At 50.0% G+C, this 20722-nt stretch carries 20 protein-coding genes and 1 riboswitch; of the genes, 18 read left to right on the plus strand and 2 right to left on the minus strand.

The annotated features are described in order from the left end of the window. Positions 1-42: 42 nt before the first annotated feature. The 7 genes from I2B62_RS06815 (at position 43) to I2B62_RS06845 (ending at position 5724) form a co-directional block, all read left to right on the plus strand. Positions 43-684, plus strand: coding sequence for a precorrin-8X methylmutase (locus I2B62_RS06815; RefSeq protein ID WP_195268236.1), 642 nt, complete (start codon positions 43-45; stop codon positions 682-684). Positions 685-692: 8 nt separating this feature from the next. Continuing rightward, positions 693-1412, plus strand: a complete 720-nt coding sequence (cobI, locus tag I2B62_RS06820) for a precorrin-2 C(20)-methyltransferase (protein ID WP_195268237.1) — start codon at positions 693-695, stop codon at positions 1410-1412. Positions 1413-1501: 89 nt separating this feature from the next. Beyond that, positions 1502-2629 (plus strand): cobalt-precorrin-5B (C(1))-methyltransferase CbiD, encoded by a 1128-nt coding sequence (gene cbiD / locus I2B62_RS06825; RefSeq protein ID WP_207735962.1) that lies wholly within the window; start codon positions 1502-1504, stop codon positions 2627-2629. After that, entirely contained in the window at positions 2617-3243 is a 627-nt protein-coding gene (gene cbiE, locus I2B62_RS06830; RefSeq protein ID WP_195268238.1) for a precorrin-6y C5,15-methyltransferase (decarboxylating) subunit CbiE, read from the plus strand. Before cbiD ends, cbiE begins: the two co-directional genes overlap by 13 nt. Continuing rightward, positions 3236-3814 carry a precorrin-6Y C5,15-methyltransferase (decarboxylating) subunit CbiT gene (gene cbiT / locus I2B62_RS06835; protein ID WP_195268239.1) on the plus strand — a complete coding sequence of 193 codons (579 nt, stop codon included), beginning with the start codon at positions 3236-3238 and terminating at the stop codon, positions 3812-3814. The genes cbiE and cbiT overlap by 8 nt, the downstream gene beginning before the upstream one ends. A gap of 162 nt (positions 3815-3976) precedes the next feature. After that, on the plus strand, positions 3977-5278 hold the full coding sequence (locus I2B62_RS06840; protein WP_195268240.1) for a phenylacetate--CoA ligase: 1302 nt from the start codon (positions 3977-3979) through the stop codon (positions 5276-5278). A gap of 14 nt (positions 5279-5292) precedes the next feature. Next, positions 5293-5724, plus strand: coding sequence for an acetolactate synthase (locus tag I2B62_RS06845; protein WP_195268241.1), 432 nt, complete (start codon positions 5293-5295; stop codon positions 5722-5724). Between the two features lie 67 nt (positions 5725-5791). Here I2B62_RS06845 and fba read toward each other — a convergent pair whose 3' ends face one another. Then, positions 5792-6661 carry a class II fructose-1,6-bisphosphate aldolase gene (gene fba / locus I2B62_RS06850; RefSeq protein ID WP_195268242.1) on the minus strand — a complete coding sequence of 290 codons (870 nt, stop codon included), beginning with the start codon at positions 6659-6661 and terminating at the stop codon, positions 5792-5794. A 153-nt stretch (positions 6662-6814) separates the two neighbouring features. Further along, on the minus strand, positions 6815-8263 hold the full coding sequence (locus I2B62_RS06855) for a GntR family transcriptional regulator (protein WP_195268243.1): 1449 nt from the start codon (positions 8261-8263) through the stop codon (positions 6815-6817). A 649-nt stretch (positions 8264-8912) separates the two neighbouring features. Here I2B62_RS06855 and I2B62_RS06860 point away from each other — a divergent pair. From I2B62_RS06860 to cobK, 11 genes are all read left to right on the plus strand, one after another. Beyond that, on the plus strand, positions 8913-9257 hold the full coding sequence (locus I2B62_RS06860) for a helix-turn-helix transcriptional regulator (RefSeq protein WP_195268244.1): 345 nt from the start codon (positions 8913-8915) through the stop codon (positions 9255-9257). 194 nt (positions 9258-9451) lie between these two features. Further along, a riboswitch (cobalamin riboswitch) is annotated at positions 9452-9640 on the plus strand. Positions 9641-9809: 169 nt separating this feature from the next. Next, positions 9810-11066 (plus strand): glutamyl-tRNA reductase, encoded by a 1257-nt coding sequence (hemA, locus tag I2B62_RS06865; protein WP_195268245.1) that lies wholly within the window; start codon positions 9810-9812, stop codon positions 11064-11066. Next, complete coding sequence (locus I2B62_RS06870; protein WP_195268246.1) at positions 11063-11647, plus strand: bifunctional precorrin-2 dehydrogenase/sirohydrochlorin ferrochelatase; 585 nt, start codon at positions 11063-11065, stop codon at positions 11645-11647. The genes hemA and I2B62_RS06870 overlap by 4 nt, the downstream gene beginning before the upstream one ends. Then, a complete protein-coding gene (hemC, locus tag I2B62_RS06875) occupies positions 11644-14058 on the plus strand; it encodes a hydroxymethylbilane synthase (RefSeq protein WP_195268247.1) in 2415 nt (804 codons plus the stop codon). The genes I2B62_RS06870 and hemC overlap by 4 nt, the downstream gene beginning before the upstream one ends. A 19-nt stretch (positions 14059-14077) precedes the next feature. Further along, positions 14078-15043, plus strand: a complete 966-nt coding sequence (gene hemB, locus I2B62_RS06880) for a porphobilinogen synthase (RefSeq protein WP_195268248.1) — start codon at positions 14078-14080, stop codon at positions 15041-15043. Between the two features lie 13 nt (positions 15044-15056). Then, positions 15057-16346: a glutamate-1-semialdehyde 2,1-aminomutase gene (hemL, locus tag I2B62_RS06885; RefSeq protein WP_195268249.1), complete on the plus strand. Its 1290-nt coding sequence runs from the start codon at positions 15057-15059 to the stop codon at positions 16344-16346. Positions 16347-16371: 25 nt separating this feature from the next. After that, positions 16372-17166: a sirohydrochlorin cobaltochelatase gene (locus I2B62_RS06890; RefSeq protein WP_195268250.1), complete on the plus strand. Its 795-nt coding sequence runs from the start codon at positions 16372-16374 to the stop codon at positions 17164-17166. Positions 17167-17192: 26 nt separating this feature from the next. After that, the gene (cobM, locus tag I2B62_RS06895) at positions 17193-17954 is read left to right on the plus strand and encodes a precorrin-4 C(11)-methyltransferase (RefSeq protein WP_207735963.1); all 762 of its coding nucleotides are present in this window, start codon (positions 17193-17195) and stop codon (positions 17952-17954) included. Positions 17955-17957: 3 nt separating this feature from the next. Continuing rightward, on the plus strand, positions 17958-19028 hold the full coding sequence (locus tag I2B62_RS06900; protein ID WP_195268252.1) for a cobalt-precorrin 5A hydrolase: 1071 nt from the start codon (positions 17958-17960) through the stop codon (positions 19026-19028). Positions 19029-19190: 162 nt separating this feature from the next. Beyond that, complete coding sequence (gene cobJ / locus I2B62_RS06905; RefSeq protein ID WP_195268253.1) at positions 19191-19931, plus strand: precorrin-3B C(17)-methyltransferase; 741 nt, start codon at positions 19191-19193, stop codon at positions 19929-19931. Further along, a complete protein-coding gene (gene cobK, locus I2B62_RS06910) occupies positions 19928-20680 on the plus strand; it encodes a precorrin-6A reductase (RefSeq protein WP_195268254.1) in 753 nt (250 codons plus the stop codon). Before cobJ ends, cobK begins: the two co-directional genes overlap by 4 nt. Positions 20681-20722: the final 42 nt, after the last annotated feature.

A 20722-nucleotide genomic window follows, 5' to 3' on the forward strand; every position in this document is an offset into this window, starting at 1 on the left:
TATGAAGCGGGTTTACCGCGCAAACAACGAAAGGAAAACTAAATGACAGCTTATATCAACAACCCGAAAGAAATTGAGAAAAGAAGCTTTGAGATTATTACCGAGGAGCTCGGCGGAAAGACCTTTCCGCCGGAGATCGCGGATATTGTAAAGCGTGTGATCCACACCACCGCTGATTTTGAGTACGCTGACCTGATTGAATTTAAGAACAACGCAGTCGAAAGCGGCCTGAAAGCCCTTGCGGCCGGCAAAAAAATCTATGCGGATACCAGCATGATCAAGGTAGCCGTCAACCGCAAAGCGCTGGCGGACCACCAGCTTGAAATTGTCAACTACGTTCACGACGAGGATGTGGCAAAGGCCGCCAAGGAACGGGGCGTTACCCGTTCAACCGTGGGCATGGAAAAAGCTCTGGACGACGACAGCGTCGGCATTTTTGCCATTGGCAACGCGCCGACTGCGCTGTATAAGCTCATTGAGTTCATCAAAGAAGGAAAAGCGAAGCCAGATTTAATCGTGGGCGCTCCCATCGGTTTTGTGGGCGCGGCAGAATCCAAGGAAGCCCTTGACGAGCTGGACGCCCTGGCGGTTCCATACATTCGCATTAACGGCAGAAAGGGCGGCAGCCCGGTGGTTGCGGCGATTTTAAACGCCATGCTCTATAAATTAGGACGGGATTGGTAAGAGGAAGAATGAAAGGTATATTTTATGGTTTGGGCGTCGGCCCTGGAGATCCGGATTTACTGACAGTAAAGGCACACAAAATTCTGCAGTCGGCAGATGTGATCATTACACCGACTAAAAAGATGGGAAAACCAAGCATCGCTTACCGTATTGTGGAAAGCCATATTACCGACCATACGCGTGTTGTGGAAATGTCTTTCCCAATGCTTTCCCTGAGCGCAGAACGTGAAACCCTGGAAAAGCAGTGGAAGGAAAACGCCGACGAGATTGAAAAAATTCTGGAAGAGGGAAAAAGCGTTGTCTTCTTGACCCTTGGCGATCCGATGGTGTTCAGCACCTATTCCTATGTGATGGAATACCTTCTGGAGCGGGGCGTTGAGGTGATCACCCTTTCCGGCGTGCCGTCCTTCTGCAACCTGGCGGCTCAGATCAATGTTCCGCTGACCCAGGGTGAGGAATCGCTCGGGATCGTGGCAATGACACAGCCCATTGAGGAAATACAGCAGATTCTGGACGCGCACCGCAACATTGTTATTATGAAGGTCAGCGCGGACAATAAACGTCTGGCTGAAGAGCTGGAAAAACGCGGACTGGAAAATTCCTTTGTGCTGGTATCCAATATCGGTATGGAAAATCAGACCATTATCCGCGATATTGAAGTGCTCAAGGGCGATATTCCTTATCTGTCCACTCTGCTGATCAAAAAGGATTACGACATCACACTATAAACAGGATTAAGAAAAAAGGAGGCCGATGCAGAAATCGGGGTGCCCGGGGCACAAACGGTGCTGCAAAGGCCTCTTTTAGCGAGGATAATATGCTGGAAAAATATATAGAAAAAGGCGGCAAGCGGCTGCGCTATGGCTACACCACAGGCTCCTGCGCCACAGCGGCGGCAAAGGGCGCGGTGTCCATGCTGCTGGGTGGTAAAAAGCTTGAAACCATTGGCATTGACACCCCAAAGGGGTGGCCGCTGACCATCGAGCTGTTTGACTGCGAAATCGGTGAGAACTGGGCTTCCTGCTCAGTGATCAAGGATGGCGGCGACGATCCGGATATTACAAACGGCGTTAAAATTTTTGTGAAGGTGACCCAAAAGGCCGAGCCCGGTATTGTTTTTAAAGGCGGCCGGGGCGTCGGTAAGGTTACCCTGAAGGGACTGAGCCTGCCAGTGGGAGAGCCGGCCATCAATCCGGTTCCCCGGGAGATGATCACCCGTGAAATCATGAAAGTGATGAAGGACTACGAAGCGGCGGGCGGCTATGAGGTAGAGGTCTCCATCCCGGACGGTGAGGTTCTGGCTAAACGGACCTTTAATCCCAAGCTTGGGATTGTCGGCGGCTTGTCCGTCGTGGGCACCTCCGGTATCGTTGAGCCCATGAGCGAGGATGCGCTGAAGGAATCCATGCGGCTGGAGCTGTCCATGCTCAAGGCGAAGGGCGTTGATGAGATCATCTTTGTTCCCGGTAATTATGGCAAGGATTTTGTGGAATCACTTCACCTGAATACCGAGGTACTTGTGAAAACCAGCAATTTTATTGGCTTTATGCTGGAGGAAGCAGAGCGGATGGGCTTTAAAAAGATTCTCTTTGTCGGGCATTTGGGAAAGCTGGTAAAGGTGGCAGGCGGCCTGTTCAACACGCACAGCGCTGTGGCGGACGGGCGGATGGAAATTCTGGCGGCGCACTGCGCGCTTCTTGGCGGCAGCCAGGCTTGCGTGGAAAAAATCATGAACAGCACCACCACCGACGAGGCCGTAGACTACCTGCTTGAGGAAAAACTTCCGGGTTATTTTGACCACCTGGCCGAAGCGGTTAAAAAACGTTGCGAGGCAAAGGTTTATGACAATATAGAAATTGAGACAATCATTTTCTCAAAGGCGCACGGACTTTTAGGAGAAAGCGCCAAAGCAAAGGACAGGGTGAAAGCGCTATGTATAAATTAAAAGTAGTGAGCCTGGGGCCGGGAAACCCCGATTATATTCTTCCCATCGCTAAAAAGGAAATTGCCGCGGCGGAGGTGATCCTGTGCGGAGAGCGTCATCTGGAAAGCTTTGACGCCACAGGCAAGGAAGTCATGATCATCGGCAGGGGAACGCCTTTATCCGAGCTGATGCAGCGTGTAAAGGAATATTATCCGGTCCGGAAAACAGCCGTTGTCGTGTCGGGTGACTGCGGCTTCTACAGTCTTTTGACCTACACGAAAAAGAATGTTCCGCCGGAGGATATTGAGGCTATTCCGGGGATTTCATCCTTACAGTACCTTTTTGCCAAAATCGGCATGACCTGGCAGGACGCCGAGATGATGAGCCTGCACGGCAGGGATCAGGATTTACTGAAACGGGTGGCAACCGGAAATAAGGTCGGTATTCTGACCGATGGTGAGCACAATACAGCCTATATTGCCAAAAAGCTGAGAGAAAACGGTTATGGGGAAAAATTCCTCTATGTTGGGGAGGATCTCTCCTATTCAGACGAACGGATTACAAGATTAACAGTGGAGGAGGGCCTTGGCTTTAAAGAAAAGGGCATGGCCGTAGTGGTGATTGCAGATGAGTAGAGTAGCAGGATATAAAGATGAGGATTACATCCGGGGCAAAGCGCCGATGACAAAGCGGGAGGTTCGGATTCTGACCATCTCTTTATTGGGTATTCAGGAAAAGGATATCGTGGTTGATATTGGCGCTGGTACCGGCGGCCTGACCATGGAGGCAGCTTACGCGGCAAATGAAGGCAGGGTTTACGCGGTTGAAGCCAAAGAGGCCGCGCTGGAGCTTGAGAAACAGAACATTGAGAAATTCGGCGCAGATAATGTGACCATCATTCCGGGAAAAGCGCCGGCTGTGCTTGAGAAAATCGAAGAAAAGGTCGATAAGGTCATCATCGGCGGTACCGGCGGACAGCTCGAGGAAATCTTTATCTGGTGCAGGGAGCATCTGAATCCGGGCGGCAGACTGGTAGCCAACTTTGTCACTATGGAAAACGCCTCTTTGGCCACAACCCTGATGCGCAAGTACTTTACCGACGTGGATATGATTCAGGTAGGCGTCAGCCGGGGCGAGTTTATCGGCGGCCTGACCATGCTCAAAGCCTCCAATCCGATTTTTATTATTACCGGGAGTAGGGCTTAAGGGCGGCTGCAGCTCCAAAAAGTATAAATTTTAATACACAAGAACAAAAGAATTTATGTTTACGGTGAAGCGTCAAAATGGTATGATATAATAAAGTATACAATATAATAAAGCATACGGCAGCTGCCGGCTGCTTAGAATAACAGAGAGGAATTGAAAATTATGGAGAACTATTTCCAGCCTGAAATCGAGTGTGCCTCGCGGGAACAGATCCGGGCCTGGCAGGATGAACGTTTGGTTGAGACGGTTAAGCATGTTTATGAAAACGTCCCCTATTACAAAAATCTGATGGACGAAAAAAAGGTGACCCCTGATGATATAAAGGGCGTGGATGATTTACACAAGCTGCCGTTTTTGACAAAGGATGACCTGAGAGAGGCGTATCCCTATGGCCTTCTGGCGGAGCCCCTTGAAAACTGTGTGCGTATCCAGTCTACCAGCGGCACCACCGGACGGCGGGTCGTCGCTTTTTATACCCAGGACGACATTGACCTCTGGGATGAATGCTGTGCCCGTGCCATTGTGGCGGCCGGCGGAACCAAGGAGGACGTGGTGCACGTCTCCTATGGCTACGGTCTGTTTACCGGCGGCCCCGGCTTAAACGGCGGTTCCCACAAGGTGGGCTGCCTGACGCTGCCCATGTCCTCAGGGAATACGGAACGACAGATTCAGTTTATGCGGGATCTGGGCTCCACGATTCTCTGCTGTACGCCATCCTATGCCGCATTTCTGGGCGAAACGGTTTGTGAAATGGGCCTGCAGGATGAAATCAAGCTGAAAGCCGGTATCTTTGGCGCAGAAGCCTGGAGTGAGGAAATGCGTCAGGATATTCAGAATAAGCTTGGCATTAAAGCCTATGACATTTACGGGCTCACTGAGATCTCCGGTCCGGGCGTATCCTTTGAGTGCTGTGAACAGACCGGCATGCACATCAATGAAGACCACTTTATCGCTGAAATCATCGACCCGAACACCGGTGAGGTGCTGCCGGACGGCGAAAAGGGCGAGCTGGTATTCACAAGCATTACCAAAAAAGCCTTCCCGCTGCTGCGCTACCGCACCCGTGACATCTGTGTCCTGAGCCGTGAAAAATGCTCCTGTGGCAGAACTCATGTCAAGATGACCAAGCCAATGGGCCGCAGCGATGATATGCTCATCGTAAAGGGCGTGAATGTGTTCCCATCCCAGATTGAAACAGTGCTCTTAAACAAGGGCTACCCGGCAAATTATCAGATCATTGTCAGCCGTGAAAACAACAGCGATAAGCTGGATGTTCAGGTGGAAATGACCCTTGAAATGTTCTCTGATAACCTGAGAGAGGTTTCTGCCAGAGAAAAAGAACTGGTGGATGCACTCAAGGCCATGCTTGGCATTTATGCCAATGTTCAGCTGGTTGCGCCGAAGTCCATTACCCGCAGCGAGGGCAAGGCAGTCCGCGTCATTGATAAACGTAATTTATATTAAACGAGGTGTAAGTGATGACTATTAAACAGATTTCTGTATTTGTGGAAAACAAAGCCGGCCAGTTGTCGAAATTTGTGGATGTTCTGTCCGAAAATGATATCGACATGCGCGCTCTTTCCCTTGCCGAAACCAAGGATTTTGGCATTGTCCGTGTCATTGTGGACGATTCCTATAAAGCGTCGACGGTCCTGAAAGAGGCAGGCTACATCTTTAAACTGACGCCGGTACTGGCAGCCGCTGTTCCGGATGAACCGGGCGCGCTGAAAAATATTCTGAAGATTCTGGGCGATAACAGTATTAATCTGGAATACACCTATGCTTTTATCACGCGCAAAAAGGATCTGGCCTACATGATCCTGAGAGTGGAAAACAATGAAAAAGCCATTGAGGCGCTTTCCAGAAGCGGCGTGAAGCTGCTGACCCAGGAAGACCTGGAAGAGCTTTAAAATTAAACAAAGCATTAAAAAACCGGGGCGTAACTAAAAGTTACGTCCCGGACTTTTTTTGCGCTGCTTAAGCGTCGGCCTTTCCGGTGGAACCGAAAAGATCCATTTTTACTTTTACGATATCTTTAATGGCCTGTGTGCCAGGAGCCAGTAATTTACGAGGATCAAAACCTTTGCCTTCAAGGTCTTTGCCGGTTTCGATGTATTTTCTGGTTGCTTCGGCAAATACGAGCTGGCATTCGGTGTTAACATTGATCTTGGCTACGCCTAAATCAATGGCTTTCCGAACCATTTCGTCCGGAATACCGGTACCACCGTGAAGTACGAGCGGCATTTCGCCGGTTTTTGCCTGGATTTGGGCTAAAACGTCGAAGTTTAAGCCCTGCCAGTTTTCCGGGTATTTTCCGTGGATATTGCCGATTCCGGCGGCTAACATGGTTACGCCTAAATCAGCGATTTTTTTACATTCTTCAGGATCAGCGAATTCGCCGGTTCCGATAACACCATCTTCTTCGCCGCCGATAGCACCGACTTCCGCTTCCAGAGATAAGCCCTTGCCGCGGCAGATTTCAACCAGTTCTTTTGTTTTTTCGATGTTTTCATCGAAAGGAAGATGAGAACCGTCAAACATGATGGATGAGAAGCCGGCTGCGATACAGGCCTTTGCACCTTCGTAGCTGCCGTGATCCAGATGCAGGGCAACCGGAACTGAAATATTTAATTCGTCCAGCATACCGTTAACCATGTTGGTGACTGTTTTATAGCCACACATATATTTTCCAGCACCTTCAGAAACCCCCAGGATAACAGGTGATCTCTGTTCGTTGGCCGTCTGAAGAACCGCTTTGGTCCATTCAAGGTTATTGATGTTGAACTGTCCCACACCATAATGGCCTGCTTTTGCTTTGTTAAGCATTTCTTTTGCTGATACTAACATAATCGAATGATCCTCCTAAAAATTTGAGTTTAACTAACTGTCTAAATTATATATTAAGTGCAAAAAAGTCTCAAGAGCTATACGAATTTTTCCAGTGCGAAAACCCGGGTTAATCATTTGCAGATTTTATTAAAGCGGTTTCATCGCAGAGGATCAGGACGTCTTTTCCTTAATTTCATCGGGCTGCTCTGAGTATAGAAGCTTCAATTTGTTCTCTGAATACTCATAGGTATGCCTGTAGGTATTTTCAATAATTTTTCCCAACAGGGCGGTGTCATTGTTTGTGACAGCTTTCGCAAGCTTATCCATATCGCCGTATAAAAGCCGGTCAACACGATCATAATCGTCGTTGCTGACAAAGGTTTTAAGGATAACGCCATAGGCCAGCTTAATCTTCAGATGCTCATAGATATTCTGCATGGCCGGGGACTGGATCGATGTGATCAGAGTATCGGTTAGGACGGTGGTGACGCCGCGGCTGTAACGTCTGCTTTCCAGAAAGTTGAGAATATATTTTTTATCCTCCTCAGTCATGGATTTGAAGGCGTCAAAAGCGATGGCCTTGCAGGAGTAGCGCAGAATCTGAAGGCTGCTCAGATATTCGTCAAGCTGACCGAGGACCTCTTGCGAATGGGGACGCTCAAAGACGATTTGTGTACCCTTTCCATTAAAGGTTCTGGTCAGACCGAGGGAGTTCAGGATCGACAGGGCCTTGCGAACCGTAACCGGCGATACGCTGTAAGTTCTGCGCAGCTCTGATTCGGAAGGAAGGAAATCGCCGGCCACGTTGCCGGATTTTTCGCTCTCCCACATAATGTCACTGGCAATCCTTAAATAGAGCGGTGTCGGCGCGTTGTCGATAAACCAGTTGAAATGCTCGGCCTCCGCGGGCGCAGGCGCGTTGGCTATATGGACAGCGTCAAAGCGTTTGCTGATTTCATTGAGCCCCTGGAGCAGCAGGTGGTGAAAATGTTTAAAATTCTGCTTAGCAGCGTAATCCAACAATTCTTTGTACCAGCCCTTAATGTCTTTTTCAGAAAGCCCCTCATGGAGCGTATGGCCGGTAAAGCTGCTGTGAATGGAATCAATCCGGACAAAATCACAAAGCTGCTCAAAAAGCTCGATGACAAAAGGATTGTCTGTTCGTCTCAGGATATTGCGGACAAACCGGCAATGAAAAGCGAACATTTCAATCGGGTTGGCAGAATCCAGGTTTTCGGCCATCTCATAAAGAGTCCTGTAATCCTCGCGGCTGCATCTTGAAACGCCATATGTCGTGATGCTGGGTAAGAGAATGGAAAGCATCCGGTATATGTCACTGATGCCATGACGCCGGTTTTCAAAGCGTTTTTCATAGGCGCCGCGGTGCTCCGGCAGGCGGCTGTCAAAAATTACCTGAGCGTTTTTACCATGGGAGCAGAATATAAGATTATTCTCCTGCAGCAGACGCAGGGCTTTTCGAACGGAATTGCGACTGGCACCCATTTGTTTGCTGATTTTAGGCTCAGATGGCAGGGGGTCACCCAGTTTTAATTTGCCGTTGTAAATATCATCCTCAATCTTTTTGCAAATAAATAGATACAATGGAATTTCTTTTTTCAAAACACAATCTCCTTTGGGGGTATTTTAACAGTATAACACCATTCAGTAAAACATACATCTAAATTGAGAAAAAATTATAAAGAAATCCCGTTTTATTTAACCTTTACCATATCGGCATTAGATGTATAAAGCTTCGGAATCAGGTATACCCTTTTTGAAGAGAATTAAACATAGAAAAAATATCTTTAAGGGAGCAAAAGTCTGAAAAGATTCTAAAACAGGTTTTTTACATTGAAAATCCGGGTAAAAATAAAAAAACAAATAAATAAGGATATAATTGGTTGAATTAAAATGATAACTTCAATTGCAGATAAAAAGTTTTTAAATAAAGAGATTGCTTTGACGGAAGATTCGATTTATAATAAAGTATATATATTGGGAAAACTAAATAGAAATTGCGGCATCCGGAAAGTGCTGGCACACTTATCCGGCTTGCGCAGGTGCACAACCACCATACACAACGGCCCTGGGGGGCACGTACCGCATTACTTATTATAGGCTATTTTTGTGCTAAAAACAAGAGGACAGCCTATAAATAAGTGGGCTTATTTGTGTTAGCATTTTATAAAAGTGTCATATAACTGTGCATGGTTGGTGTAATCCTGCACAGTTTTTTGTTTGGTTTTCCCTGAAATTATAGGAGAAGACAATGGAATCAAGGTTAGATCAAAAGGCAATCGGCCAGCGTATCCGGCAGCGTAGAACATTTTTAAATATGAGCCGTGAGGATCTGGCGCGCAAAATTGGGATTACACAGACTTTTTTAACAGACATCGAGTTGGGAACCAAAGGCTTTTCCTTAAAAAGCCTTGAGCGTTTCTGTGAGGCGTTAAAAATGTCTTCGGACAGCATCCTGTTTGGCAAGAGCTTGGATGAAAAAGAAAAACATACCGCACTGCTCGATATTCTGGAGCACTGCCCGGATGAAAAAAAGGAATACGCAGAAAGAATGATGATGCTCTTTTTAATGAGCCATGAAACAACAAACCAGTAAAGCGATATAAAACGACCGGAATCTGGGAAGAGACACCGGTTTTTTTATTGCCTGAAATCCGAGTACAGAAAATATGTGAATTATTCGGCAGAATTGGCAAAAAACTGCTTATTTCCCCTAAAAAGGGGTAGCGCCTGAGTCGGATTGGTGATATAATTGGAAACGAAAATCGAATAGGAAAGACTAATGTAAAATCTGTTTTGGATTCTTTCGTTTTTGCCCCGGTAAAAACAAAGGATAGAGGGAATCTGGTGAAAATCCAGAGCGATCCGGTCACTGTAATTCGTTAAGTCTCCTTATGATGCCACTGGAATGAAAACCGGGAAGGCGAGGAGAATATAATGCGATGAGTCAGGAAACCTACTGAACAGAGTGCTAATAATTACCTCCAGGGAAAAGGGAACTTAGTAACGTTAATTTAATTGTAATATCCGCAGTAAACAGCGTGGATAGATAATTCTGTTGACAAACCTCTTTTTTTTACGGAGACGTAATAAAAAAGAGGTTTTTTATTTTTTAAATGAATGAATTGATTGAAGGAGAAGGATTGAAATGAAGTTAGTTGTAGTTGGGATCAATCATAAAGACACACCTCTGGAAATCAGGGAAAAGGGTGCTTTTATCAAGCGGACCGTAAAGGAAGGCATCGCAGGCCTTCTGGAAGAAGCGTGCATCGAAGAGGTGATCATTCTTTCTACCTGTAATCGAAGCGAAATTTATGTGGCGACCCGCGACGTGGAAGCGGCAGGCCAGGTGCTGAAAAGTTTTTATACCGAGGAAAAATCCAGAGAGCTGGAAAATTACCTGTTCTGTGAAAAGGGGAGAGACGCCATCCTTCACCTTTACCGGGTGGTGACCGGACTGGATTCGATGATTCTTGGAGAGGACCAGATTCTGGGGCAGGTAAAGGATGCCCTTGAGCTGTCCCAGTCTGTGCACGGCTGCGGTAAATATTTAACCAAGGCTTTTCGGGAAGCCGTCACCTTTGCGAAGAAGGTCAAAACTGTTTATAAAATTTCAGAAACCCCGCTCTCTCTGAGCTCGACAGCGGTTAAGCATGTTAAAAGAACCTATGAGGACTACGCGGATAAAAAGGTGCTGATTATCGGTTCGGGAAAAATGGGACTTCTGGCGCTGCGTTATATGGCGGCAGAGGGCTTTAACAATGTCTATATGACCAACCGGACCTACCATCCGGGAGACGAGTACCGGGATATCTATGAGGGTGTCAACATGATCCGCTACGAGGACCGCTATGAGGCCATCGGGGAGATCGACGTCATTATCTCGGCGACGGCCTCGCCCCATGTTGTCTTAAAACGGGAGCTCATGCCAGCGCGCCAAAAACCGCTCATGGCCATTGATCTGGCGCTGCCCAGGGATATTGATGAAGGCATCTCGGAAATGGAGGCTGTCGAGCTGCTGACCATTGATAATTTCAAGGACATCATTGACGAAAAGATGCACTACCGCGAAAAAGTAGCGGAAAAGATCGCCCTTGAGATCGAAGAGGAAATCGACGGGCTCATGGTCTGGATCACCAAGTCTAAGGTGGACAACATGGTGGGGCATTTTAACCAGGTTTCTGGCCAGCTGGCAGACGAGACCATTGAAATCCTCAATAAGCGCTATCAGTTTGAGGGGAAGGATAAGGAATTTCTGGAAAAAATTGTCCATTCAAAATTCCGTGAGATGGTCATGCCGTCCATCAAGCAGCTTAAAACACTGGACAGCGAAGATGATATCCTGCGTTTTGAAAAAACGCTGGCTTTTCTGTTTTCCGGGGGTAATGCGGAGGCGCCCCAATGAGAGGGCCGGTTCTGCTTAACTTTACCGGAAAAAAGGCCCTTGTCATCGGCAGTGGAAAAGTAGGAATGCGCCGGGCCGAAACCCTAGCCGGGTATGGGTGTTTTGTGACCTGTGTGGATAAAAATATGGAGATACCAGAACACCCAGCAGAGAATATCCGCTATGTTAAAGCCTACTGCCGGATTGAGACAGCCCTTGACGGCATGGACCTGGTAGTGGCGGCGACAGACCAGCGCGACCTGAACGCGCAGATTCTTGAAAACTGTAAGCTGCGGGGCATCTGGTGCAATGTGGCGGATGACCCTGAGCGTTCTGATTTTATTTTTCCCTCAGTGGTAAGGCGCGGCGATTTGACAATTGCGGTCTGCACCGACGGCGCCAGCCCAACGCTGACCACCCAGATCAAAAAAGAGCTGGAGGAAAAATATGACGAAAGCTACGCTGAACGTCTCAGACTGCTGAAACAGCTGCGGCGGCATATCTTAAAAACAGCGCCTTCAGCGGCGGCTAAAAAGAGACAGCTTAAAGAACTGGCCGAATTGACCATTGAAGAATTGCAGAGAGAAGTGGAGAAAATATGAAAATAATTGTAGGCTCAAGAGGCAGCAAGCTGGCTGTAGTCCAGACAAACTGGCTTCTTGAGGAATTAAGAAAAGCCAACCCGGCGGTGGATTTTGAACTCAGGATCATCAAGACAAAGGGCGATAAAATCCAGCACAAAGCCCTTGATAAAATTGGAGATAAGGGCATTTTCACCAAGGAGCTGGAGGATGCCCTCATAAGCGGTAAAATCGATATGGCGGTTCACAGCATGAAGGATATGCCTTCCGCGCTACCGGAAGGGCTGATCCTCTCAGTACCGCCCATGCGTGAGGACCCGAGAGACGTTCTGCTGACGCCGCATAAAATAAAATCCGTCCAGGAGCTGCCCCAAAACGCCGTCATCGGCACTGGAAGCAAACGCCGGATTTACCAGCTGAAAAGTATCCGAAAGGATTTTGAGGTGGTAGGGATCCGCGGCAATATCGATACCCGTATCCGGAAAATGCAGGAGCAGAAGCTGGATGGAATCATTCTGGCGGCGGCAGGCCTTAAACGCATCGGCGCTTATGAAAGCGCGGATTACACCTGTGTTCCCCTTGACCCGTGCCAGTTTGTATCAGCGCCTGCCCAGGGAATTCTGGCCGTGGAAATCCGTGAGGATAACGAAACCGTCAAGGGATTGATGGAAACGGTCAGTAACCCGGTTACCAAAGCCCAGATGACGGCCGAACGCCAGTTTCTGATCAGCTTAAACGGCAGCTGCCATATCCCCATCGGCGCATACTGTGATGTGGAGGATGAAAAGCTGACCCTCTATGGCCTTTTCGGCAATGAGGACGGCACAATTTTATACAAAGGACAGACAGAGGGAACCCTTGGCGAGGAAGCCGATATGGGAGACCGTCTGGCAAAGGAGCTGAAAGCGATGGTAGAAGCAGAAATAAAGCCGGGAACAGTTTATCTGGCAGGCGGCGGCTGCGGCGACAAGGGGCTGATCACCGTCAAGGCCATGGAAAAATTAAAAACCTGCGACGCAGTGGTTTATGACGCGCTGGTCAATGAAGAATTTTTGAAGTGGACAAGACCGGAGTGTGAAAAGATTTATGTCGGCAAGAGAGCCGCCAACCACGCACTGCCCCAGGATGAGATCAACGCCCTGCTGATCCGGCTGGGCAAGGAAGGGAAAAATGTTGTCCGGCTGAAGGGCGGCGACCCTTACGTTTTCGGACGCGGCGGCGAGGAAGGCGAGGAGCTTTACGACGCAGGCGTTCCCTTTGAAGTGATTCCGGGCATTACCTCGGTTATCGGCGGTTTGGCTTACGCGGGTATTCCCATAACGCACAGAGACTGCGTTTCATCCTTCCAGGTGGTCACCGGCCATCTGAAATCTGAAGAATCTGAGCTGGACTGGCCGGTGCTGGCAAAATCCAAGGGAACCATCGTGTTTTTGATGGGCGTTAAGAACCTTGAGAAGATTACCGCAGAGCTGATGAAAAACGGCATGGATAAAAATACGCCGGCAGCGGTGGTGCACCGCGCCTCCACCCCTTACCAGCGGGTAGTGGAAGGCACGCTGGAAACCATCTACGGCATTGCTTCAGAAGCTAAGATCACCGCGCCCAGCCTGATCGTGGTGGGCGATGTGGTGACCAAGCGCGAAAAGCTGCGCTTCTTTGACAGCAAGCCGCTCTTTGGCAAAAACATCGTGGTAACCCGCTCCAGAGAGCAGAGCTCCAAAATGGTGGAACAGATTACAGAGCTCGGCGGCAATGCCATTGAGTACCCGACCATTAAAATTGAGCCGATTCCGGAAAATGTCACCGCTTTGGCCGAGAACTTCGGAAGCCTGGATGCCTACAGCCATATTATTTTTACCAGCACCAACGGCGTTGAGATTTTCTTCGACGCGCTGAAGGCCTCCGGCCGAGATACGAGAGCCCTTGGAAGCATCCATGTAACGGCCATCGGCTCCGCGACGGCGGCGCTGCTTGCAGAACAGGGCATCACCGCGGACTTTGTGCCGAAAAAATACGTTGGCGAGGAGCTGGTTGACGGCTTGATGCCGCTTTTGACAGAAGCATCGCGGGTATTGATTCCCCGCTCCAAAAACGCGCGGATTTACGTGGTTGAGGAGCTGCGCAGGGTGTGTCCGGTGGATGAGTTCCAGATTTACGAAACGGTCCGTGAGGACAATACCGACGTCGATGTGGCCGAAATGCTGAAAAATAAAGAGATTGATTACATCACCTTTACGAGCTCCACAACCGTACAGTATTTTGTGGAAAAAATTGGTGATGAAAATGTGGAATACACTAAAAACGCAAAATGCGTTTCGATTGGACCCGTGACCTCAGATAAAATGAGAGAGCTGGGTTTAACGGTCGATGTCCAGGCAGAGGTTTACACCATTGCCGGAATGATTGAAGCGATTCTGAATATGGAAAAATAAAGAGAGGAAGTTGATTATTATGTTACCAACCCGATTGAGAAAAAACGCAGCGGTTCGTGATCTGATCCGCGAAACAGAGTTATCCATGCGCGATGTGGTTTATCCTTTGTTTGTGGTTGACGGAGAAAACATCAAGCGTGAAATCCCATCCATGAAAGGACAATACCATCTGTCGCTCGATATGCTGCCAAAGGAACTGGAAGAGCTGAAAGCGCTGGGCGTCCGCTATATTATCCTGTTCGGCGTGCCCGATGAAAAGGACGCGGAGGCGACGCCCGCCTTTGTGGATGACGGCATCATCCAGAAAGCCATCCGTCTTGTCAAGGAAAAGGACCCGGAAATGTACGTTATCACCGATGTGTGTCTCTGCGAGTACAAGAGTGACGGCCATTGCTGTTTCTTCCACGACAACGGTGACATCAAGCGTGACAAATCACTGGAAACCCTGTGCAAGGTAACCGTGAGCCACGCAAAAGCCGGCGCGGATATGGTAGCACCCTCCGACATGATGGACGGCCATATCGAAGCCATGCGTAAAGCCCTGGATGACGCAGGCTTTGAGAGTATTCCGATCATGGGTTACTCTGCCAAGTTTGCCTCCACCTTCTACGGCCCGTTCCGCGACGCGGCAAATTCCGCTCCGGCCTTCGGCGACCGCAGAAGCTACCAGATGGACCCGGCCAACAGCGAGGAAGCGCTGAAGGAAGTGGTGCTGGATATTGATGAGGGCGCAGACATCGTTATGGTAAAGCCCGCGATGCCTTATCTGGATATCATCGCAAAGGCCAAGGAATTATCTTATCTGCCAATGGCCGCCTACCAGGTCAGCGGCGAATACGCCATGATCCGCAATGCGGTAGACGCCGGTCTGCTGGATGAAAAAGCCATTTATGAGAGCATGCTGTGCATTAAACGCGCGGGTGCTAAAATCATCATCACCTACTTCGCAAAAGATTTAAAAGCATTGATTGAAAAATATCAGTAAAGGACAGAATACAATGAAGCATACAAAGTCGATTGCACTTTTTGAAGAAGCGAACCGTGTGATTCCCGGCGGGGTCAACAGTCCCGTTCGCGCATTCCAGTCTGTAGGGATGCCGCCAGTCTTTATCGACCACGGAAAGGGATCAAAGATCTACGATGTGGACGGCAATGAATACACGGATTATATCTGCTCCTGGGGGCCGCTGATTCTCGGTCACGCCGCGGACGCGTATTATGACGGCATTGACGAAGCGCTGAGAAAGGGCAACACCTATGGCGCGCCCACCGAAATTGAGATCCGCGTGGCGGAAATGATCACAGACGCTTACCCGTCCATGGATATGGTGCGCATGGTCAACTCCGGCACGGAGGCTACCATGAGCGCGATCCGTCTGGCCAGAGGCTATACCGGACGTGAAAAATTTATCAAGTTTGAAGGCTGCTACCACGGCCACAGCGATTCCCTGCTGGTAAAATCCGGCTCCGGCACCCTGACCTACGGTGTACCCACAAGCCCCGGCGTTACCGCCGGCACAGCGAAGGATACCCTGGTGGCTGCCTACAACGACCTGGATTCCGTCAAAAAGCTTTTTGATGAAAATAAGGGAGAAATCGCCTGCGTCATCGTTGAGCCTGTTGCGGGCAACATGGGCGTTGTACCGCCGGACAGGGCCTTTATGAAAGGGCTGAGAAAGCTGACCGAGGAAGAAGGCGCCCTGCTGATCTTTGACGAAGTCATCACAGGCTTCAGGCTGGCCTTTGGCGGCGCACAGGAGGTGCTGGGCATTAAGCCGGATCTGACCACCCTTGGCAAGATCATCGGCGGCGGTATGCCGGTCGGCGCCTTTGGCGGACGGCGCGATATCATGGAAAAGCTCTCGCCGCTCGGTCCGGTTTACCAGGCAGGCACCCTGTCCGGGAACCCCATCGCCATGAAAATGGGCCTCAATACCTTAACCTATCTCAAGGAGCACCCGGAGGTTTACACCCATCTGGAAGCCTGTGCGAAGCAGCTGGAAGCGGGCTTTAACAAAAACATTGAAGAAACTGGCGTCAAGGCCAGGATGGTGCGCTTTGGCGGAATGAGCGCTCTGTTCTTCACCGATCAGGAAATCTGTGATTTTAACAGCGTCATGACCAGCGATACCGAAGCCTACGCGAAATATTTTGCCGAAATGCTGAACCGCGGCAACCTGATGCCGCCAGCGCAGTTTGAAGGGATTTTTGTCTCGGCTGCCCACACCGAAGCCGACATTGAAAAGACCATTGCCGACAATCTGGCCGCGCTCAAAGCGCTTGCTTAGAGAATAAAAAAACAAGGAGTGCAGAATGCCCAAAAAAGCTTTATTAGTAATAAGTTTCGGGACATCTTATCGTGAAACCCGGGAAAAAACCATCGGAGCCATCGAGAGAGACTTGCAGAAAGGCTTTCCGGATTATGATTTCAGACGCGCCTTTACCTCGCGGATGATCATCAAGAAACTCAGAGAGCGTGACAATGAATATGTGGACATTCCCCACGAAGCCCTTGAAAAGCTGAAAAATGAAGGCTATACCGAGGTTGTCTGCCAGACAACACACGTCATCAACGGCTACGAATACGATTTGACCATCAACGAGCTTAAAAAATTTGAAAATGACTTTGATGTGCTCACCATCGGAGCGCCGCTGCTGACAACCATCGACGATTATGAGCAGGTCGCCAGAACGGCCATCAGCGAGCTGCCGGAAATGAAGGAGGGCGAAGCCCTGCTTTATATGGGACACGGCAGTGAGCACCACGCCAACGCCACCTACCCGGCCATGGACTACACCTTCAAGCATTTAGGCTATAAAAACGCCTTTATGGGAACCGTGGAGGGCTTTCCGAGCCTGTCCGACATCATTCCACAGCTCAGGGAAAAGGGATACCACAAGCTTTATCTGGCGCCCTTTATGATCGTAGCCGGCGACCATGCCATCAACGATATGGCCAGCGACGATGCGGACTCTTGGAAAACACTGCTTGAGAATGAAGGCTTTGAAGTGGAATGTGTCTTAAAAGGACTCGGCCAGTTTAAAGGCATTCAGGATATGTTTTTAGACCATGCCAAAAATGGCACAAGCGTTAAAGAATTACTATAAATATTTAATTGAACGAGGAGTATACATTGAAAAATACAGTTTATTTAATCGGAGCGGGTCCTGGAGATCCAGAGTTAATCACCTTGAAGGGCAAGCGTCTGATTGGCGAAGCGGACATCATTATCTACGCGGGCTCTCTGGTCAACAAGGAAGTGCTGGCAGGCCACAAGGAAGACGCTGAAATTCACAACAGCGCCTCCATGACCTTAGACGACGTGATCGAGGTGATCACCAAAGGCGTTAACGACGGCAAAAAAGTCGTTCGTGTCCACACGGGCGACCCGGCGATCTACGGGGCGATCCGTGAACAGATGGACCGTCTGGAGGAAGAAGACATTCCCTTTGAAGTGGTGCCGGGCGTCAGCTCCTTTACCGCCTCCGCCTCTGTTCTGAAAAAAGAATTTACGCTGCCGGATGTCTCACAGACGGTTATCTGTACCCGCTTGGAAGGCCGCACGCCGGTGCCGGAAAAGGAAAAGCTGGAATCCCTGGCCGCGCATCACGCCTCCATGGCCATTTTTCTGTCCGTTCAGATGATCGACGAGGTAGCGAAGCGCCTGATGACCCAGTACGAGCCCACCACACCCATCGCGGTTATCCAGCGTGCGACCTGGGATGATCAGAAGGTTGTTTTGGGAACCCTTGAAACCATTGCGGACAAGGTAAAGGAAGCCGGAATCACCAAAACCGCTCAGATTTTGGTCGGGGATTTTCTGGGCGACAAGTACAGCCTTTCCAAGCTGTATGACCCGTCCTTTACCCACGAATACCGCACCGCTACAAAATAGCATATGAAGCGCACAGAGAGGTGGGCTGTTGTCGCTGTTTCCAGACAGGGGACCCAGAAAGCCCTTGAGGTAAAGGAGCACATTTCTGAAAAAGCGCCGGATATCTTTACCCTGGAGAAATACGCCGCTCCCGGCACACAGCTGATCCGCGGAAAGATCGGTGATTTTTTCGGAACGCTCATGGCAGATTACGATACGGTTTTGTGCATGATGGCCACGGGTATCGTGGTGCGCAGCATTGCGCCGCATCTTGGTCATAAGTCAAAGGATCCGGGTATCCTGGTCATGGACCCGGATGGGAAATACGTCATCAGCCTTTTATCCGGGCATCTCGGGTACGCCAATGAAAACGCCATATACCTGGCAAAGCGCATGGACGCCCAGCCGGTTATTACCACCGGAACCGATGTGAAGGGCAGCATGGCCGTGGATGTGCTGGCTGAAAAGCTGGGCTGTACCATAGCAGACTTCACCGCGGCCAAGGATGTCACTGCCTTGATTCTGGACGATGAGCCCATTGCCCTGATCAATGAAGCACGCTGTGACACCACCGGACTGGTGCTGCCGCCGAATCTGGTTTTTGCAGAAAGGCAGGAGGCCCTGGCGGGAGACTACCGTGGCTGCGTAGTGGCTTCGGCGGAGGATCCGCTGAAGTGGCCTGCTGAAAAGCCTGTTGTCCAGATCGTGCCGAAAAAAATCGTGATCGGTATTGGCTGCCGCAGGGACACCGAGGCAGCGCGGATTGAGGACGCTGTGAGGCAGGTGCTCGCAGCGCTTGAGCTGCACCCGCTGTCGGTCAGGGCTTTTGCCACCATTGGCCTGAAGGCTGATGAGAAGGGAATCCACGCGGCCTGCAAAACCTTTGACGCAGAGCTTAAGGTAGTGCCGGATGATTTTGTGAAAATGGTGCAGGCACGCTTTGAAGGCTCAGATTTTGTGTTTAAAACCACAGGCCTTTACGCAGTCAGCGAGCCGTGCGGCTATGTGGCGTCCGGCTTTGGCGAGTGCCTGCTGGAGAAACAGAAATGCGGGGGAATTACCCTGTCGGTCTGGCAGGTCGTCAATAAAGAATGAATTACGGCGTTGCGGTTTTCTTTCAAATTCAGTTGCATATATTAGAATATGCGCCTTCATTTGAAAGAAACCGCGCCTTGTACTTCATCCTTTCTTTTAGACCTGCAGATCAGGCACTAAAATGATTGAAGCTAAAAGATAAAGATTAAGAGGAGAAATAGAGTGAGTAAAAAAATATACGTGACAGGTCTGGGACCAGGGCTGTACGAACACATGACAGAAGCCGCGAAGAATTCTCTGAAGGACGCGGATGTGATTGTAGGCTATAAAACCTACATTGATTTGATTGAGGATTTAATCGGCGACAAAGAGGTGCTTTCCTCTGGAATGCGCAAGGAAATCGACCGCTGCCAGGATTGCCTGGATCTGGCGGAGCAGGGCAAAACCGTCACACTGGTAAGCTCCGGCGACGCAGGCGTGTACGGCATGGCCGGCATTATGCTGGAAATCGTTGAGAAACAGAAAAGCGACGTCGAGGTAGTGGTCGTACCCGGGATTTCCGCCGCCAACGCAGCCGCCTCGACCTTGGGTGCGCCTTTGATGCACGACTACTGTGTCATCAGCCTCAGCGACCTGATGACCGACTGGGAAATGATTAAAAAGCGTCTGCGCTGCGCCGGCGAAGGTGATTTTATCGTGACGCTCTACAATCCAAAGAGCAAGGGCCGCCCAGACAACATTGTGGAAGCCCAGAAGATTCTGCTGGAATACAAAGCGCCGGAAACACCCGTCGGCATTGTCAGAAACGCCAAGCGTGCCAATGAGAGCTATGTTATCACCACGCTCGAAAAAATGTGCGGTGAAGAAATTGACATGTTCTCCATGGTAGTTATTGGCAATTCCAAAACCTATATTACAGAAGACCATCTAAAAATGATTACACCACGGGGGTACCAGCTGTGATTCTGGTCCTCGGAGGAACGTATGACAGCCGCAAGCTGACAGAGGCGCTGCTCGGACAGGGTTGCGCCGTTCTTTATTCCTCCGTAACCGCCTATAATACCGGAAGCCTTCCGGAAAACCCGCGTCTGGAAATCCACACCGGGCCCCTTGAGGCAGACGGTCTGGCCGGCCTGATGGCCGAAAAGCGTATCGGGCTCTGTGTGGACGCCACCCACCCCTACGCGAAAGAGGTTTCGCTCAACGCCATTGCGGCCTCGAAAAAAGCAGGGGCCGCCTATGTGCGGCTGGAAAGGCCGCGGATGATGGATGACGGACAGCAGACCCTGGGCTTTCCAGATTATGAATCGGCCGTGAGCTACCTTCTGGAACAGGAAGGCAATGTGCTGCTGACAACAGGAAGCCGGCAGCTGGAGCTCTATGCGCCGCTGCCAAAGGAACGCGTGATCGTACGGGTGCTGCCGACCAGCAAGGTGCTTGAAAAGTGTGAGCGACTGGGCTACAAGCCGCAGCACATTATCGCCATGCAGGGGCCCTTCAGCTATGTGATGAACGTGGAGACCATCCGGCAGTTCGACATCCGTTTCCTGGTCACAAAGGACAGCGGCGATGTGGGCGGCGTCAGCGAGAAGCTGCGCGCCGCGGCCGATATGGGAGTGCGTGTCCTTTTTATCGAACGCCCCAAAATCGAATACCCTGTTGTCTTTAACACCGTGGAGGAAATACTCGGCTGGATGGCAGACAGGCAGTAGACCGCGGCCATCAGTGGACGCATAAAAATAAAGCTAGGAGTA

The sequence above is a fragment of the Eubacterium sp. 1001713B170207_170306_E7 genome (genome assembly GCF_015547515.1).
Lineage (GTDB): Bacteria > Bacillota > Clostridia > Eubacteriales > Eubacteriaceae > Eubacterium.

Coding starts and splice junctions, on each gene's coding strand:
- hemC (WP_195268247.1), top strand. CDS start 11,644: ATGAAAATAATTGTAGGCTCAAGAGGCAGCAAGCTGGCTGTAGTCCAG.
- cbiD (WP_207735962.1), top strand. CDS start 1,502: ATGCTGGAAAAATATATAGAAAAAGGCGGCAAGCGGCTGCGCTATGGC.
- I2B62_RS06900 (WP_195268252.1), top strand. CDS start 17,958: ATGAAGCGCACAGAGAGGTGGGCTGTTGTCGCTGTTTCCAGACAGGGG.
- hemB (WP_195268248.1), top strand. CDS start 14,078: ATGTTACCAACCCGATTGAGAAAAAACGCAGCGGTTCGTGATCTGATC.
- cbiT (WP_195268239.1), top strand. CDS start 3,236: ATGAGTAGAGTAGCAGGATATAAAGATGAGGATTACATCCGGGGCAAA.
- I2B62_RS06860 (WP_195268244.1), top strand. CDS start 8,913: ATGGAATCAAGGTTAGATCAAAAGGCAATCGGCCAGCGTATCCGGCAG.
- hemA (WP_195268245.1), top strand. CDS start 9,810: ATGAAGTTAGTTGTAGTTGGGATCAATCATAAAGACACACCTCTGGAA.
- I2B62_RS06845 (WP_195268241.1), top strand. CDS start 5,293: ATGACTATTAAACAGATTTCTGTATTTGTGGAAAACAAAGCCGGCCAG.
- cobI (WP_195268237.1), top strand. CDS start 693: ATGAAAGGTATATTTTATGGTTTGGGCGTCGGCCCTGGAGATCCGGAT.
- I2B62_RS06870 (WP_195268246.1), top strand. CDS start 11,063: ATGAGAGGGCCGGTTCTGCTTAACTTTACCGGAAAAAAGGCCCTTGTC.
- hemL (WP_195268249.1), top strand. CDS start 15,057: ATGAAGCATACAAAGTCGATTGCACTTTTTGAAGAAGCGAACCGTGTG.
- I2B62_RS06840 (WP_195268240.1), top strand. CDS start 3,977: ATGGAGAACTATTTCCAGCCTGAAATCGAGTGTGCCTCGCGGGAACAG.
- I2B62_RS06815 (WP_195268236.1), top strand. CDS start 43: ATGACAGCTTATATCAACAACCCGAAAGAAATTGAGAAAAGAAGCTTT.
- fba (WP_195268242.1), bottom strand. CDS start 6,661: ATGTTAGTATCAGCAAAAGAAATGCTTAACAAAGCAAAAGCAGGCCAT.
- cbiE (WP_195268238.1), top strand. CDS start 2,617: ATGTATAAATTAAAAGTAGTGAGCCTGGGGCCGGGAAACCCCGATTAT.
- I2B62_RS06890 (WP_195268250.1), top strand. CDS start 16,372: ATGCCCAAAAAAGCTTTATTAGTAATAAGTTTCGGGACATCTTATCGT.